Origin of the sequence: Streptomyces eurocidicus, from assembly GCF_002891295.1 — a bacterium.
Taxonomy (GTDB): domain Bacteria; phylum Actinomycetota; class Actinomycetes; order Streptomycetales; family Streptomycetaceae; genus Streptomyces; species Streptomyces eurocidicus.
On the sequence record NZ_LGUI01000002.1, the window covers coordinates 262,267 to 279,022 of the forward strand.

The following is a 16,756-nucleotide window of genomic DNA, read 5'->3' on the forward strand; positions in this document are numbered from 1 at the left end:
GCCTCCACCTTGCCCTGCCGGGCCGTCAGTCCGCGAACCGCGCCGCGTTGTCCCGGGTCACCAGCACCACCGGCACCTTCACCTCGCGCGGTAGCGGCCGCCCCTCGGCGGCCCTGACCGCCCACTCCACGGCCTGCTTGCCGAGCAGCCTCGGCTGCTGCGCCACGGTCGCCGTCAGCGAGCCGTCCCGCACGGCCCTGACCCCGTCGGGCGTGCCGTCGAAGGCCACGACCTTCACCCGGCCGCCCGAGGCGGAGCCCAGCGCCTTCGACGCGCCGAGCGCCATCTCGTCGTTGGCGGCGAACACGCCGCCGATGCCGCGGTGGGCCTGGAGCATGTTCGCCATCACGTCCATGCCCTTGGCGCGGTCGAAGTCGGCGGGCTGCCGGGCGACGACCCGGATCCCCGGGTACGCCTTGATGCCCTCCTCGAAGCCCTTGCCGCGCTCGCGGGCCGCCGAGGTGCCCGGCTGACCCTCCAGGAACGCCACCTCGCCCTTGCCGCCGAGCGCCTCGGCGAGGGTCTTCGCGGCCAGCCGGCCGCCGGCGACGTTGTCGGAGGCGATGGTCGTGCCGACCTTGCCGCCGTTCACACCGCGGTCGATGGAGATCACCGGCACGTCCGCGCGGTTGGCGACGCCCACCGCCGGGACCGCCGCGTCGGAGTCGACGGGGTTGATGACCGCCGCCTTGACGTTCTGGCTGGTGAACGTCTCCAGCTGATTGATCTGCTGCGTCGGGTCGTTCTGCGCGTCCGTGATGTTGATCTTCAGGCCGCGGGCCGCCGCCTCGGCCTGCGCACCCTCCTTGATCCCGACGAAGAAGGGGTTGTTCATCGTGGACAGGGCGAGCCCCAGATCCGTGTGCCCGCCCCGGTCGCAGCCGGACAGGGCCAGGGACGCGGTGAGCGCCGCCGCGACCGCCAGCACGCGCCCCCTCATCGGGCGCTCCGGCGGCGCAGCGTGTCCAGCAGCACGGCCAGCGCGATGACCAGACCCGTGGCCACCTGCTGCCAGAAGGCCGACACGCTCAGCAGATTGAGGCCGTTGCGGAGCACCGCCAGGATCAGCGCGCCTATGAGCGTGCCCGACGCCTTGCCCGAACCGCCCGAGAGGCTCGCCCCGCCGATGACGACGGCGGCGATGGCGTCCAGCTCGTAACCGACGGCCGCCTGCGGCTGTGCCGAGGTCAGCCGGGCGGCGAGCACGATCCCGGCCACGGCCGCGAAGAGCCCGGACAGCGCGTAGATCACCAGCTTCCGGCGCTTGACGTCGATGCCCGACAGCCGGGCCGCCTCCTCGTTCCCGCCGATCGCGAACATCGCCCGGCCCGTGTACGTACGCGCCAGGACCAGCGCCGCGACCAGCCCCATGGCGATCATCACCAGCACGGGCACCGGCAGCCAGCCGCCGAGGGTGTCGCCGAGCCGGCCGACCGAGGACGGGAAGGCGATCGGCGAGCCCCCGGAGACGACCAGCGCCAGGCCCCGGGCGACCGACAGCATCGCCAGCGTCGCGATGAACGCGGGCAGCCTCCCGTACGCGACGAGCGCGCCGGACAGCAGACCGGCCACCGCGCCCACCGCGAGCCCGAGGAGCACCGCGACCCAGACGGGCAGCCCCTCCTTCGTGGCGGACCAGGCCACCACCGTCGCCGACAGCGCGGCCACCGAGCCGACGGACAGGTCGATGCCCGCCGACACGATCACGAACGTCACACCGAAGGCCAGGATCGCCGTCACCGACGCCTGCACGCCCACGTTGAGCAGGTTCTGCCCGTTCAGGAAGTCCCGGGACAGCACCGCCATCACCACGACCAGGGCGATCAGACCGCCCAGCGGGCCGTTGCGCAGCACCGCCCTCGCGAACCACTGCCCGGGGGTGCTCCCGGGCGCCCGCAGCACCTCAGCCGACATCGGAGCCCTCCATCGCGCTCTCGTTCCCGTTCTCCACACCGCCGGCCGACCGGACCGCCAGTTCCATCACGGCGTCCTGCGTGGCCGCCTCACCGGCCAGCTCGCCGACGAGCCGGCCCTGGGCCATCACCAGCACCCGATCGCTCATCCCGAGCACCTCCGGCAGGTCGCTGGAGATCATCAGCACCGCGCAGCCCGCGGCCGTCAGCTCGTTGACCAGCTGATAGATCTCGACCTTCGCGCCGACGTCGACGCCGCGCGTGGGCTCGTCGAGGATCAGCAGCCGGGCGCCGGCCAGCAGCCACTTACCGATGACGATCTTCTGCTGGTTGCCGCCGGACAGGGTGCGCGCCGACTGCTCCAGCCCGCTCATCCGCACCTTCAGCCGCTCGGCGACCTCCGCCGCCGCCCGCCGCTGCGCCCGCCGGTCGACGAGGCCGCCCCGGGTGTCCCGGTCGAGCCGGGCGAGGGTGAGGTTGTCGCGCAGCGACGCGTCCAGGAGCAGGCCCTGGCTCTTGCGGTCCTCGGGTACGAGCCCGAGACCGGCCCGCATCGCCGCCCGTACGTCACCGCGCGCCAGCTCCCGGCCGTCCACCTCGACGGTCCCGGTGTCGTAGCGGTCCACACCGAAGAGCGCCCGTGCCACCTCGGTGCGGCCCGCGCCCACCAGCCCGGCCAGCCCGACGACCTCGCCGGCCCGCACCTCGAAGCCGATGTCCGTGAACACCGGCCGCTCGCCGCGGCCGCCGCCCCGGCCGAGGCCGCGCACCCGCAGGCGCGGGGCGCCCGGCTCCTCGGGCGGGCGGCGCGGGTACTGCTCGGCGATGTCGCGGCCCACCATCAGGCGGATCAGGTCGTCCTCGGGCGTCGTCGCCGGGACCTCGGCCACCGAGCGCCCGTCGCGCAGCACCGTCACCCGGTCCCCGAGCGCGGCGATCTCCTCCAGGTGGTGGGTGATGAAGACGACGCCGACCCCGCTCGCGCGCAGCTCCCGGACGATCCCGAAGAGCGTGGCCACCTCCTCGGAGGTGAGCACCGCGGTCGGCTCATCCATGATCAGGACGCGGGCGTCCAGGCTCAGCGCCTTGGCGATCTCCACCATCTGGAGCTGGGCGATGCCGAGGCCGGCGACCGGCGCGGCGGGGGAGACGCCGAGCCGGACCCGGGCCAGCAGCTCCGCCGCCCGGGCCCGCATGGCCCGCCGGTCGACGAGGCCGAGCGCGGTGCGCGGCTGCCGGCCCAGGAAGAGGTTCTCCGCGACCGTGAGGCCGGGGACGAGGTTGAACTCCTGGTGGATGGTGGCGATGCCCAGGCGTTCGGCGTCCTGCGCGGAGCGGACGGTCACCTCGGCGCCGTCCACCACGATGCGGCCCTCGTCGGGGCGGTGGGCACCGGCGAGCATCTTGATCAGCGTGCTCTTGCCCGCGCCGTTCTCCCCGAGCAGGACGTGCACCTCGCCCGCGCGCAGGGTCAGATCCACGCCGTCCAGGGCGCGTACGCCCGGGAACGACTTGGTGACCCCCTCGACGCGCAGCAGTTCGCGGCCGCCGGCCGGAACGTCGTCGTTGACGCCGGTCATGCGCTGCCCCTCTCGATTCTTCAGTGGGTGGGTGGTTCGCCGCAGGAGCGGCGGACGACGAGACGCGCCGGCAGCAGCACCGAGCCGGCCGGGCGGCCCTCGATCCGCTCCAGCAGGGTGTGCACGGCGGCCCGGCCGAGCTCGCGCGTCGGCTGGGCGATGGCGGTGAGCGGCGGGTCGGTGTGGGCGAACCACGGCACGTCGTCGAAGACCACCAGCGCGAGGTCGTCCGGGACGCGCAGGCCCCGGGCCCGCACCTCGTCCAGGGCGCCCAGCGCCATCAGGTTGTCGGTGGCGAGCACGGCGTCCGGCGGCTCGGCCAGGTCCAGCAGGTCCCGCGTCACCTGCCGGCCGCCCGAGGGCGAGAGGTCCGGGGAGGAGCCGATCCGCTCCGGGGGCAGCGCGATGCCGTGCGCCAGGAGCGCGGCGCGGAACAGCTCCAGCCGCTCGTCCCCGATGGGCGTGCCGGCGGGCGCGACGATCACGGCGGGGCGGCGCCGCCCCAGCGCCGCCAGATGGGCGGCGAGTCCGGTCAGCGCCGCGCGCCCCTCCGCCCGTACGCACGGGGCGGCGACGCCCGGCACCGAACGGTCGAGGAGGACCAGCGGGGTGCCCGCGGCCACGACCTCGCGGAGCATCGCGGAACCGGTGCCGGCGGAGCTGACCATCAGCCCGTCGATCCGCCGGTCGAGCAGGGTGCGGATGTAGTCGTCCTGCTGCTCCGGGCTCTCGCCCGCGTTGCCGATGATCAGGCTGTAGCCCAGCCGGCGCGCCTCCTGCTCGACGGCGTCGGCCAGCTCGGTGAAGAAGGGGTTCCGCAGATCGCTGATGACCAGCCCCAGCGTGCGCGTACGGGCCGTGCGCAGCGCCCGGGCGACGACGTTGGGGCGGTAGCCGAGCTCTTCCACGGCGGCGAGCACGCGCTCGCGGGTCTCGGCCACGGGGGAGCGGCCGTTGAGCACGCGGGAGACGGTGGCGACGGATACGCCGGCCCGCTCGGCCACGTCCTTGATGTTCGCCACGAGCGCCTCCGGACCGGGCCGGGGGAGACCCGGCTGCGGATGTAATCGATTTCTTGGGGGCTAGGTAATCGATTACATCAGGAGGGCGTCAAGAGGCCGCCGATGTGGCGCGCGCCACAGATGACCCGGGTGTGCGGCGGGGTCGGGCGCCCGGGTGTGCGTGCGGGGTCAGGCGCCCGGCCAGGTCCAGTCCGCCACCTCCGGAAGATCCGTGCCGTGCTCACGGATCCAGGCGTGGTGGCGGGTCCGGGCGTCCGCCATGGCCTGGCGGACGGCGACGGCGCGTACGCCCAGGCCGGGGACGCGGTCGAGGACGTCCATGACCAGCCGGTAGCGGTCGAGGTCGTTGCGGACGACCATGTCGAAGGGGGTGGTCGTGGTGCCCTCCTCTTTGTAGCCGCGCACATGGAGCCGGGCGTGGCCGGTACGCCGGTAGGTGAGGCGGTGGATCAGCCAGGGGTAGCCGTGGTAGGCGAAGACGACCGGCCTGTCGGTGGTGAACAGCGCGTCGTACTCCGCGTCGGTCATGCCGTGCGGGTGCTCCTCGCGCGGCAGCAGCCGCGTCATGTCGACGACGTTGACGAGCCGTACGGCGAGCTCCGGAAGGTGGCGCCGGAGGAGCCCGGCGGCGGCCAGCGCCTCCTGGGCGGGGACGTCGCCCGCGCAGCCGAGGACCACGTCCGGCGGCCGGTCGCCGGTCTCGGTGCCCGCCCACTCCCAGACGCCCGCGCCGCGCGCGCAGTGGGCGCGGGCCTCGGCCATGCCGAGCCAGTCGAAGCACGGCTGCTTGCCCGCGACGATCACGTTCACGTGATCGCGGCTGCGGAGGGCGTGATCGGTCACGGACAGCAGGGTGTTGGCGTCCGGCGGCAGATAGACGCGCACCACCTCGGGGGACTTGTTGAGGACGTGGTCGACGAAGCCGGGGTCCTGGTGGGAGAAGCCATTGTGGTCCTGGCGCCAGACGTGGGACGTGAGCAGGTAGTTGAGGGAGGGCACGGGGCGGCGCCAGGGGAGGGCGCGGGAGGTCCTCAGCCACTTGATGTGCTGGTTGACCATGGAGTCGACGATATGCGCGAACGCCTCGTAGCAGGAGAAGAGGCCGTGCCGGCCGGTGAGGGTGTAGCCCTCCAGCCAGCCCTGGCAGAGGTGTTCGGAGAGGACCTCCAGCACCCGGCCGTCGTGGGCGAGGTGTTCGTCGGTGTCCAGGATCTCCGCCTGCCACGCCTTGGCGGTCGCCGCGTAGAGGGCCTCCAGGCGGTTGGAGGCGGTCTCGTCGGGGCCGACGACCCGGAAGTCCCGGCGGCCCGCGGTGTCGGCCATGATCTGCGCCAGCAGGCCGCCGAGCACCCGGGTGGGCTCGTGTTTCGAGGTGCCGGGCTCGCCGACGGGCACCGCGTAGTGCTCCAGCGGCGGCAGGGGCAGCGAACGGGTCAGCAGGCCGCCGTTGGCGTGCGGGTTCGCGCCGAGGCGCCGGTCGCCCTCCGGCACGAGCTCCAGGACCTCGGGGCGGGGCCGGCCGTCCTCGTCGAAGAGCTCCTCCGGGCGGTACGAGCGCAGCCAGTCCTCCAGTTGCCGCAGGTGCGCGGGGTTGTCGCGGACGCCGGACAGCGGCACCTGGTGGGAGCGCCAGGTGCCCGCCACCGGGACCCTGTCGACCTCCGCCGGGCCCGTCCAGCCCTTGGGCGTGCGCAGCACGATCACGGGCCAGTGCGGCCGGTCGGGCACGCCGTCCTCCCGGGCGACGCGCTGCGCGGTCGCGATGTGGTCCAGGGCGCGGTCCATGGCGGCCGCCATGGACCGGTGCACCTCGGCCGGGTCGTCCCCGGTGACGTACAGCGGTTCGTGGCCGTAGCCGCGCAGCAGCCGGTCCAGCTCCTCCTCGGGCAGCCGGGCCAGGACCGTGGGGTTGGCGATCTTGTAGCCATTGAGGTGGAGGACCGGCAGGACCGCCCCGTCGTGGACCGGGTCGAGGAACTTGTTCGCGTGCCAGGACGTCGCGAGCGGGCCGGTCTCGGCCTCGCCGTCGCCGATGACACAGACGACCAGCAGGCCGGGGTTGTCCAGGGCGGCACCGTAGGCGTGGGCGAGCGAATAGCCGAGCTCGCCGCCCTCGTGGATCGAGCCCGGCGTCTCCGGGGCGACGTGGCTGGGCACGCCGCCGGGGAAGGAGAACTGCCGGAAGAGCCGCTCCATCCCCTCCGCGTCGCGGCTCACGTCCGGGTACACCTCGCTGTAGCTGCCCTCCAGCCAGGAGTTGGCGACCACGGCCGGCCCGCCGTGCCCCGGGCCCCAGACGCAGAGGGCGTCGAGGTCGCGGGCCTTGACCACCCGGTTGAGGTGGGTGTGGACGAGATTGAGCCCGGGGGAGGTGCCCCAGTGCCCCAGCAGCCTCGGCTTGATGTGCTCGGGCTCCAGCGGCACGGCCAGCAAGGGGTTGCTCAGCAGGTAGATCTGCCCGACGGTCAGATAGTTGGCGGCGCGCCAGTGCGCGTCCAGGGCGGCCGCTTCGGCGCCGGTGAGCGACGCCGCCGGCTCGGTGGCACGGCCGGAGTGCGGCGGGCGTACGGGCATAGGGCCTCCTCGGGGCGTGGGCCGGGTGTCGGGTACCCCTCGCGCGGTAGCCCATGCACCACCGCTCCGCCGGCGACCTCACCTCACCGGTCAGGCACTCTCACCCCTTTATTTCTATTGACCATGCGGTCAACACGGATAGCATTGACCGCATGGTCAATAACATGGGAACAGACAAGCGTGAGTCGGCGTCACTCGCGTCCTTATCGCTCGCAGGGGTGGAGCGACTGGTAGCCGCCTACGTGGTGGTGGCCTTGGGTACGTTGGCGGCCCTGGCCGTCCTGGCGGCGACGGCACCGCGACTGGCGACCGACGAGGCGTGGGGTCACGCCGTGATCGTCGCCGTGTTCGCGATCGTGCTGCCCCTGCGGACACGCGCCGCGCTCAGAGGGAGCCCCTCCGGCCTTCGCGCGCTCACTGTCATCGGGTGTGTCCTGCTGGTGGTGAATCTCGTCGAGGCCGCGCTGCCCGGCGTCTTTCCCGCATGGATGCGCGTAGAGATGCTGGTCATCGCCGCGATGATGCTGATCCTCGCGATCCTGTCGGTCCGGGTTCGCCGGAACCGCCGGCAGCTCGCCGATCACCGGGCCGACGGTCCACAGTGAAGGCGTGACTACTTCATCCTCACCGACCACAGGGCCGCGTGCGCGCCGGCGGCGACTCGACGAGAACCAACGCCGGGCACAGATCATGACCGCGGCCGTGGAGGAGCTCGCCGACTGCGGTTACGACGGCCTGTCGTTGACTCGCGTCGCCGAGCGGGCCGGTGTCTCCAAGGGCCTGATCTGGCATTACTTCGCCGACAAGGACGACCTGATGGAGTCCACGGCCAAAGCGACCATGACCACCATCCGCGACCGCATCGCGGACTCGCTCGACCTGACCGAGCCCGTCCCGGACATCATTCGCGCGGCCCTGCGCCGGGTCGCGGCCTTGACCGTCACCCACCAGGGAGAGCTCACCGCACTCAACCGCATCGTGCACAACCTGCGTAACCCCGATGGCACGCCGCGCCTGACACCTGACGTCTACGAAGAGACCTACCAGGCACAGGAGTCGCTGTTCCGACGCGGCCAGACCGAGGGAACCCTGCGCGACTTCGACACGCGCGTGATGGCCATCACCTACCAAGGCGCGATCGGCATGATGCTCGGATACCTCGGAACCAGCCACTCCCACATCAGCCCTGACGACTACGCGGACAGGCTCGCGGACATCTTGCTCGCCGGCATCCGGCGAAGCTGACCGTGGTGGCGCCGCCCCGGATTCGCCGTGCCGTGCGCGTGGGGCGGCGGGCCCCGGGCGGGGTCCGCCGCCCGGGGGGTCCTGCCGCCGCGCCCAGGGGGCATCGTCCGCCCGCCACCCGAGTCGCCTATCACCCTCCGTGACCGGCCAGGCGCTCCCGGTCGCGGGCGGCGTCGTTCGGGGCGATGCTGGTGGGACCGTGGCCGGTCCGGCCACCCCGGCGCCCGGCGCCCACGGTGCCGGTGGGTGACGAACGCGGCACCTCGCGACAGCGGCGCCCCCGTCCGGCAGCCGCACGACGTCACGCACCCCGGCCGACGGGGACGCTCCATCCGCCCGAGCGAGGGGACGGCTGTGACCAAGGCAGACACCGCGCCCCGGCGGCGCGCACGCGAGGCACCCGACACCGCCGCGGCCTTCGAGCGGCTCGTGACCCTCTCCGGCGGCGCCGAGCGCGACCGGCTCCGGCAGGAGGTGATCGCGGCCTGGCTGCCCATGGCCGAGCGCATCAGCCTGCGGTTCCGCAGCAGCGGCGAGAGCCCCGCGGACCTGCGCCAGGTGGCCGCCCTGGGCCTGGTCAACGCCGTGGACCGCTACGACCCCGGGCTCGGCTACGCCTTCGAGACCTTCGCCGTCCCCACCATCACCGGGGAGCTCAGGCGGCACGTCCGGGATCACGCCTGGTCGGTGCACATCCCGCGCCGGGACCAGGAGCTGCGGACGGCCGTCCGCGCGGCCCAGGTCGCGCTGGCGCAGCGGGGCGTCCGCGGCCGGGCGGGCCCGGCCGAGCTGGCCGCGGAGTGCGGGCTGTCCGAGGAGGAGGTGCGGCGCGGGCTGGCCGCCGAGGGCGTGCACCACACGCTGTCCCTGGACCACCCGGTGCTCGGCGCCTACGACCTCCCGCTCGCCGACACCCTCGGGTGCCTGGACGGCGCGCTGGACCTGGTGATCGACCGGCAGACCCTGCGGCCGCTCCTGAGCGCCCTGCCCGAGCGCGAGAAATACGTTCTGTACTGGCGGTTCTTCGGGAACCTCACCCAGAAGCAGATCGGCGCCCGGCTGGGCGTCTCCCAGATGCAGATCTCCCGCATCCTCAGCCGTACCTGCGCCCGGCTCCGCCAGGAGCTGCTCAGCGCGGCCGCGCCGCCGGGCGGCAGTCCCGCCCCCTCCTGAGCGGGCGGGCCGGTCCCCCGGTGTCTACGGGACGGGTCGGCCCGCGCGTCCCCCGCCCCTGCGAACCCCTGCCCCTACGCCCCCGTCCCTCTTCCGTCACGACAGGCAGGCGCATCATCATGACGTCGAGTCACACCCGCCTCACCCCCGATCTGCCGCCGCTCGTCGACATCCCCGACCTCCCCGGCGCCCACCGGTCCGACCCGGCGAGCCGGGAGCCCGACGAGGCCGCCCGCGACACCGGGCCCGGACATGGCGATGGCGCCCATCATGGCCATGATGGGCGCCACGACCGCGCGGGCGAGGACTCCGGCGGCTGACTGTGACCCTCCCCACGCGCACCGCGCGGGTGCGGCTCGGCCGCACCCGGCGCGGAGCTTAAGGGCTTACCACTTGTCGTGGTCGTAGCCGTCGTGGCCGCCGTAGCCGCCGTGACCGTGGTGGCCGTGGTGCCCTTCGTTGCCGTCGATGTTGGCGCAGGTGTTGCCGAAGGTCGGGTTCAGCAGGCCCACGATGTCGATGGTGTTGCCGCAGAGGTTCACCGGGATCTGGATCGGGACCTGAATGACGTTGCCCGAGATGACGCCGGGGGAGCCCACGGCCGCACCCTGCGCTCCGGAAGCGGCGGAGGCGACTCCCGCCGCGGCGCCGGTCACGGCGAAACCGGCGGCGACGGTCAGGGCAGCAGCCTTGGCGATACGCGACATGGCTAAACCTTTCTCATGGGTGGTGAGCGGCAATTGTTGCCAGAGAACCCAGAGAGATTTGCTCAATTCGGGCGCAGAGGGCCATAATTAACCCGGTAAGCCCAATAAGTAATATGGAATGCGTGGGGTGTTGAGGAAAAACGCTGGGCCGACCGGGTGCCGGTGCGTAACCCCCGGGTGCTCCTGAGAGGGCCCGGGAGGGAGCGGGCGTACGAGCGCGGCACACCCGCCCGGGACCCGCCGTGACGCCTCCTCGTGCGGTGCCCGTGACGCCCCGTGACCGCCCCGTACGGGCCCGGGGCCGCCCGCCGGCGTGACGGAGGACACCGGGAGAGATCGCTCATGTGCACACAGGTGAGGAGGTCAAGTACAGTTCTCCGGAGCTTTGATAGATCAGACGAACTGGGAAATGACACCGCCGATGACGGTCACTGAAGAAAGCCGCGACGGTGCAGCCCTCGAGGCAGGCATCGATCCCGAGCGGATGGCGATCTGCCTGAGCGTGCTGGACGAGCTCGACGGACTGCCCGTCGACCACCCGCAGGCGATCGAGATCCGCCGCGCCACGGCCGGCATCTACCGCATGGTGAAGCAGCGCCGCCGCCAGGAGCGCCGGGCCGCGAAGACCGCCAACGACAAGGCGGTCACCGAGGCCACCGCGACCGGCGCCGCCGACCGCATCGACGACGAGACCCGGGGCATCCCGCTCGCCGCCACGACCGCCGCCCAGATCGTCGGCATCCTGGAGCGCCCCCGCTCCTGCTACATCTGCAAGACCCGGTACACCGAGGTCGACGCGTTCTACCACCAGCTGTGCCAGCCCTGCGCCACGGAGAACCGCGCCCGCCGGGACGCCCGTACGGACCTGTCCGGCAAGCGCGCCCTGCTCACCGGCGGCCGTGCCAAGATCGGCATGTACATAGCGCTGCGGCTGCTGCGCGACGGTGCGCACACCACCGTGACCACGCGGTTCCCCAACGACGCGATCCGCCGCTTCAAGGCGATGCCGGACAGCGCGGAGTGGCTGCACCGGCTGAAGATCGTCGGCATCGACCTGCGGGACCCCGCGCAGGTCGTCGCCCTGGCCGACTCCGTCGCCGCCGAGGGCCCGCTCGACATCCTGATCAACAACGCCGCCCAGACCGTCCGCCGCAGCCCGGCCGCCTACCGCGAGCTGGTCGCCGCCGAGGCCGCCCCGCTGCCCGCCGGCGAGCTGCCCGCCTCCGTGGTCTTCGGCGCCTTCGGCAGCGGCGCGCAGGCCGCCCTGCCCGCCCCCGCGGGCAGTCGGCACGACGAGCTGACCCCGCAGGCGCTCACCGAGCTCGCCCTGACCAGCGGCTCCGCCTCGCCGGCCCGCGTCGAGGCCGGCACCGCGATCGACGCCGGCGGCCTCGTGCCCGACCTGGACGCCACCAACACCTGGATCCAGAAGGTCGGCGACGTCGACCCCGTTGAGCTGCTCGAAGTCCAGCTCTGCAATGTCACCGCGCCGTTCGTGCTGGTCAGCCGGCTCCGCCCGGCCATGGCCGCCTCGTCCGCCCGGCGTAAGTACGTGGTCAACGTCTCCGCCATGGAGGGCGTCTTCAGCCGCGGCTACAAGGGCGCGGGCCACCCGCACACCAACATGGCCAAGGCCGCGCTCAACATGCTCACGCGCACCAGCGCCCAGGAGATGTTCGAGACCGACAACATCCTGATGACCGCCGTCGACACGGGCTGGATCACCGACGAGCGCCCGCACCCCGACAAGGTGCGGCTCGCCGAGGAGGGCTTCCACGCCCCGCTCGACCTCGTCGACGGCGCGGCCCGCGTCTACGACCCGATCGTCCGCGGCGAGCAGGGCGAGGACCTCTACGGCTGCTTCCTGAAGGACTACGCGCCCGCCGGCTGGTAGCCGCGCCGGGCGAACCGCCCGCACCGGGAGATCCCGGGGCGGGCGGTTCCGTCGTTCCCGGGCCCCGCCCGCGCGGGACGCACCCGTAAGGCCAGCCCCGCCTGGCGCGACGCACCCGCCACGGGAGAGCGTGGACCCCATGGACGCGACAGCGCACGAGCACGGCCGGGACGAGGGTGCCGACGGGGCGGGCGGTGCACCCGGGCCCGGGGAGCCGGACGGGACGGGCGGGCCCTCCGGGGCGGCCGCCCCGCCGCGCGTGCTCGTCACCGGGGCGACCGGCTACATCGGCGGACGGCTCGTCCCCCGCCTGCTGGACGCCGGATACCGGGTGCGCTGCCTGGTCCGCGACCCCGCACGGCTGCGGGACCAGCCGTGGGCGGACCGCGTCGAGGCCGTCAAGGCCGATGTGACCCGCCCCGGCACCCTGCCCCGCGCCTTCGCGGACGTGGACGTCCTCTACTACCTGGTGCACGCGCTCGGCACCGGCCGGGACTTCGAGGAGACCGACCGGCGGGCCGCGCTCGCCGTCGGCCGCGCGGCCAAGGAGGCCGGCCTGCGGCGCATCGTCTACCTGGGCGGACCCTCGCCCCGGCAGGTGCCCGAGCGCGACCTCTCCCCGCACCTGCGCTCCCGGGCCGAGGTCGGGCGCATCCTGCTCGGCAGCGGCGTCCCCACCGCCCAGCTCCGCGCCGCCGTGATCATCGGATCCGGCTCGGCCTCCTTCGAGATGCTGCGGTACCTCACCGAGCGGCTGCCCGCGATGGTCACCCCGAAATGGGTGAACACCCGGGTGCAGCCCATCGCCGTCCGCGACGTGCTGCGCTACCTGCTGGGCGCCGCCCGGCTGCCCGCCGACGTCAGCCGGAGCTTCGACATCTGCGGCCCCGAGGTCCTCACCTACCGCCGCATGATGGAGCGCTACGCGGCCGTCGCCCGCCTCCCGCGCCGGGCGGTCCTGCCCGTACCGGTGCTCTCGCCCCGGCTGTCCAGCCTCTGGGTCGGCCTCGTCACGCCCGTACCCGGCGGCATCGCCCGCCCGCTCGTCGAGTCGCTGCGCCACGAGGCGGTGTGCCGTGAGCACGACATCGCCCGGTACGTGCCGGACCCGCCGGGCGGCCCGGTCGGCTTCGACGAGGCCGTCCGCCTGGCCCTCCAGCGGGTACGCGACGCCGACGTCGCCACCCGCTGGTCCTCCGCCTCCCTGCCCGGCGCGCCCAGCGACCCGCTGCCCTCCGACCCCGACTGGTCCGGCGGCAGCCTCTACGAGGACCGGCGCGAGGTGACCGTCGACGCCTCGCCCGCCGCGCTCTGGAGCGTCGTCGAAGGCATCGGGGGCGAGAACGGCTGGTACTCTTTCCCGCTCGCCTGGTCGGCCCGCGGCCTGCTGGACCGCCTGGTCGGCGGCGTCGGCCTGCGCCGGGGCCGCCGGGACCCGCAGCGGCTGCGGGTCGGTGACTCACTGGACTTCTGGCGGGTCGAGGAACTGGATCCCGGACGGACGCTGCGGTTGCGGGCCGAGATGCGGTTGCCGGGGCTGGCGTGGCTGGAGCTGACGGTAGCCCCGGAGGGGCCGGGTCGGGCGGTCTATCGTCAGCGGGCGCTGTTTCATCCGCACGGGCTGGCGGGGCACGCGTATTGGTGGAGCGTGGCGCCGTTCCATGCGGTGGTGTTCGGGGGGATGGCGCGGAACGTCGCGCGGCGGGCGGGGTCGGGTACGGCGGGTGGGTGGGGGGGGCTTTGTCCCCACCCCGCCTCTTCCCGCAGCATCCGATGTGCGGCTCCGCCGCGCGGGGGCTCCGCCCCGAACCCCGGTCCTCAAGCGCCGGACAGGCTGAAAATCAGCCCGTCCGGCGCTTGAGGACACCGCGCGGAGCGCGGAAAAGGGGGCCCGGGGGCAAAGCCCCCGGTTTCGGGAAGGGGCGGGGCTGGGGAAAAAGCCCGCCGCAGGCGCGTCAACCCCGCGGCAGCAGCTCCGGCAACCGCCCCAGCACCCCCGGCAACTCGGACACCGCCAGCCCCCCACCCTGAGCGACGTCGTCATTGCCACCACCCCGCCCATTCAGCAACGACTTCACCAGCACCGCCGCCGACAGCCCCGCCACCCGCCCCGCCTCGTTCACCGCGACGGCCACCACCGCCTTGCCGCCCGCGTCCGAACCGATCACCGCGACGCCGGGCCGGGTGTCCGGCAGGCGGTCGCGTACGGCCAGGGCCAGGCCCCGCGCGTCGCCGTCCGTGGTCGCGGTCACAGCGAGGGTCCCGGCGACGTCGGCCGCGGCGGCGGCGAGCTCCGCCGCCCGCCCGGCCGCGGCCCGCTGCCGCAGCTCCTCGGCCCGCTGGTCGGCGGCCTTGAGCCGGTCGAGCAGCACCGCCACCCGGTCCGTCAGCTGTGCGCGGGGCGCCTGGAGCTGCTCCGCGAGCCGGGCCACCAGGTCGCGCTCACGCGCCAGATAACCGAAGCCCTCCACGCCGACCGCGGCCTCCAGGCGGCGCATGCCCGCGCCGACCGACGACTCGGCGGTCAGCGCCACCAGGCCGATCTGCGAGGCGTGCTCGACGTGGGTGCCGCCGCACAGCTCGCGCGACCACGCGCCGCCGATCTCCACGACCCGCACCCGCTCGCCGTAGGTCTCGCCGAACAGCGCGAGCGCGCCCAGTTCCTTGGCCTCGGGCAGCGTCATCCACCGCACGTCCACGGCCAGGTCCCGGCGCAGGGCGCGGTTCGCGGCCTCCTCGACCTCGCTGCGGGCGGTCTGGCCCAGCGCGCCGCGCCAGGGGAAGTCCAGGCGCAGATAGCCGGGACGGTTGTACGAGCCGGCCTGGAGCGCGGTGGGGCCGAGCACCTGGCGCAGCGCCGCGTGCAGCACGTGCGTACCGGAGTGCGCCTGCCGGGCGCCGAGCCGCCATTCGGCGTCGACGGCCGCCCGTACGCCGTCACCCACGGCCAACTCCCCCGCCGTCACCCGCACCTGATGGGTCACCAGTCCGGGGAGGGGGCGCTGGACGTCCAGTACCTCGGCCTCCACGGAGGCGCCGGTCAGCGCGCCCGCGTCGCTGTCCTGGCCGCCGGACTCGGCGTAGAACGGGGTGCGGTCCAGGACGACCGTGGCGATCTCCCCGGCGCGGACCACCGGCAGCGGGCCGGCGGGGCCGAGCAGGGCCAGGACCTTGGAGTCGGTCAGCAGCGTGTCGTAGGCCCGCCAGTCCGTGGGGCCGTGGGCGTCGAGCACCGAGCGCAGCGCGGAGGTGTCCAGCGCCCCGCCGGACTTACGGGCGCGGGCGTCGGCACGGGCCCGCTCGCGCTGCTCGGCCATGAGCGCGGTGAAGCCCTCGCGGTCGACCTCGACGCCCTGCTCCTCGGCCATCTCCAGGGTCAGGTCGATGGGGAAGCCGTAGGTGTCGTGCAGCAGGAACGCCCGGTCGCCCGGCAGCTTCCGGCCGCCGGCCGCCTTGACCTCGGCCACGGCCGTGTCGAGCACGGTCGTGCCCTGCCGCAGGGTGGAGCGGAAGGCGTCCTCCTCCGCGTACGCCTGCTGCGAGATGCGGTCGAACTCCTCGGCCACCTCGGGGTAGCTCGCGGCCATGCAGTCCCGGGCCGCCGGCAGCAGCTCGGGCAGGGCGGGGTCCTGGTGGCCGAGCAGCCGCACCGAGCGGACGGCCCGGCGCAGGATGCGGCGCAGCACGTAGCCGCGCCCCTCATTGCCGGGCGCGGTGCCGTCGGCGAGCAGCATCAGGGCGGTGCGGACGTGGTCGGCGATCACCCGCAGCCGGACGTCCGCCTCGGCGTCGGCGCCGTAGCGGGCGCCGGTCAGCTCGGCGGCCCGGTCGAGGATCGGCCGGGTCTCGTCGATCTCGTAGAGGTTGTCGACGCCCTGGAGGAGCGTCGCCATGCGCTCCAGGCCCATGCCGGTGTCGATGTTGCGGCGCGGCAGCTCGCCCAGGATGGGGTAGCCGGCCTTGCCGGTGCCCTCGCCGCGCTCGTACTGCATGAAGACGAGGTTCCAGAACTCCATGTAGCGGTCCTCGTCCACGGTGGGACCGCCCTCGCGGCCCAGGGCGGGGCCGCGGTCGTAGAAGAGCTCGGAGCACGGGCCGCAGGGGCCGGGGACGCCCATGGACCAGAAGTTGTCCTCGTCGCCCCGGCGGACGATCCGCTCCTGCGGCAGCCCGGAGATCCGCCGCCACAGCTCGGCGGCCTCGTCGTCCGCGTGGTGGACGGTGGCCCAGATCCGGTCCGGGTCGAGCCCGAAGCCGCCTTGGGCGACCGGGGCCGTGGACAGTTCCCAGGCGTAGGAGATGGCCTCTTCCTTGAAGTAGTCGCCGAACGAGAAGTTGCCGTTCATCTGGAAGAACGAGCCGTGCCGGGTGGTCCGGCCGACCTCTTCGATGTCCAGCGTGCGGATGCACTTCTGCACGCTCGTCGCCCGCGCCCAGGGCGCCTGTGCCTCACCCGTCAGATACGGCTTGAACGGCACCATGCCGGCGTTGACGAACAGCAGCGTCGGGTCGGGCGTCGGCAGGGGCGCGCTGGGGACGACGGTGTGGCCGCGGGCGGCGAAGTAGTCGAGGAAGCGGGAACGGATCTCGGCGGTACGCATGCGGAACTCCGGGAGGTTCAAGTGGCACGGCCGGTCCGGCGGTCCCG

General features: G+C 73.6%; 11 protein-coding genes and 1 pseudogene. 6 read left to right on the forward strand and 6 right to left on the reverse strand.

Going from position 1 to position 16,756, the window contains the following annotated elements:
* Positions 1–25: 25 nt before the first annotated feature.
* The 4 genes and pseudogenes from AF335_RS35400 to AF335_RS06135 form a co-directional block, all read right to left on the reverse strand.
* Positions 26–1,914, reverse strand: a pseudogene (locus AF335_RS35400) (ABC transporter permease/substrate-binding protein).
* Complete coding sequence (locus tag AF335_RS06125; RefSeq protein ID WP_102917256.1) at positions 1,904–3,493, reverse strand: sugar ABC transporter ATP-binding protein; 1,590 nt, start codon at positions 3,491–3,493, stop codon at positions 1,904–1,906. The pseudogene AF335_RS35400 and the gene AF335_RS06125 overlap by 11 nt, the downstream one beginning before the upstream one ends.
* 20 nt (positions 3,494–3,513) lie before the next feature.
* Positions 3,514–4,515 (reverse strand): LacI family DNA-binding transcriptional regulator, encoded by a 1,002-nt coding sequence (locus tag AF335_RS06130; protein ID WP_102917257.1) that lies wholly within the window; start codon positions 4,513–4,515, stop codon positions 3,514–3,516.
* Between the two features lie 168 nt (positions 4,516–4,683).
* On the reverse strand, positions 4,684–7,089 hold the full coding sequence (locus tag AF335_RS06135; RefSeq protein ID WP_102917258.1) for a phosphoketolase family protein: 2,406 nt from the start codon (positions 7,087–7,089) through the stop codon (positions 4,684–4,686).
* 152 nt (positions 7,090–7,241) lie between these two features.
* On the opposite strand from AF335_RS06135, the gene AF335_RS06140 reads away from it, so the two are divergent.
* The 4 genes from AF335_RS06140 to AF335_RS06155 all read left to right on the forward strand — a co-directional run bounded on the left by AF335_RS06140 (position 7,242) and on the right by AF335_RS06155 (position 9,827).
* Positions 7,242–7,694 (forward strand): hypothetical protein, encoded by a 453-nt coding sequence (locus tag AF335_RS06140; protein ID WP_146045446.1) that lies wholly within the window; start codon positions 7,242–7,244, stop codon positions 7,692–7,694.
* Between the two features lie 4 nt (positions 7,695–7,698).
* Positions 7,699–8,334, forward strand: a complete 636-nt coding sequence (locus tag AF335_RS06145) for a TetR/AcrR family transcriptional regulator (protein ID WP_146045447.1) — start codon at positions 7,699–7,701, stop codon at positions 8,332–8,334.
* A gap of 354 nt (positions 8,335–8,688) precedes the next feature.
* Positions 8,689–9,507: a sigma-70 family RNA polymerase sigma factor gene (locus AF335_RS06150; RefSeq protein WP_102917261.1), complete on the forward strand. Its 819-nt coding sequence runs from the start codon at positions 8,689–8,691 to the stop codon at positions 9,505–9,507.
* A 119-nt stretch (positions 9,508–9,626) separates the two neighbouring features.
* Positions 9,627–9,827 (forward strand): hypothetical protein, encoded by a 201-nt coding sequence (locus AF335_RS06155; protein ID WP_102917262.1) that lies wholly within the window; start codon positions 9,627–9,629, stop codon positions 9,825–9,827.
* A gap of 66 nt (positions 9,828–9,893) precedes the next feature.
* Here AF335_RS06155 and AF335_RS06160 read toward each other — a convergent pair whose 3' ends face one another.
* The gene (locus AF335_RS06160) at positions 9,894–10,214 is read right to left on the reverse strand and encodes a chaplin (protein ID WP_102917263.1); all 321 of its coding nucleotides are present in this window, start codon (positions 10,212–10,214) and stop codon (positions 9,894–9,896) included.
* 421 nt (positions 10,215–10,635) lie between these two features.
* On the opposite strand from AF335_RS06160, the gene AF335_RS06165 reads away from it, so the two are divergent.
* Together AF335_RS06165 and AF335_RS06170 are read left to right on the forward strand one after the other, a co-directional pair.
* Positions 10,636–12,108 (forward strand): SDR family oxidoreductase, encoded by a 1,473-nt coding sequence (locus AF335_RS06165; RefSeq protein ID WP_102917264.1) that lies wholly within the window; start codon positions 10,636–10,638, stop codon positions 12,106–12,108.
* 139 nt (positions 12,109–12,247) lie between these two features.
* Positions 12,248–13,969, forward strand: coding sequence for an SDR family oxidoreductase (locus AF335_RS06170; RefSeq protein WP_102917265.1), 1,722 nt, complete (start codon positions 12,248–12,250; stop codon positions 13,967–13,969).
* Positions 13,970–14,063: 94 nt separating this feature from the next.
* Here AF335_RS06170 and alaS read toward each other — a convergent pair whose 3' ends face one another.
* Positions 14,064–16,709 carry an alanine--tRNA ligase gene (alaS, locus tag AF335_RS06175; protein WP_102917266.1) on the reverse strand — a complete coding sequence of 882 codons (2,646 nt, stop codon included), beginning with the start codon at positions 16,707–16,709 and terminating at the stop codon, positions 14,064–14,066.
* Positions 16,710–16,756 lie beyond the last annotated feature (47 nt).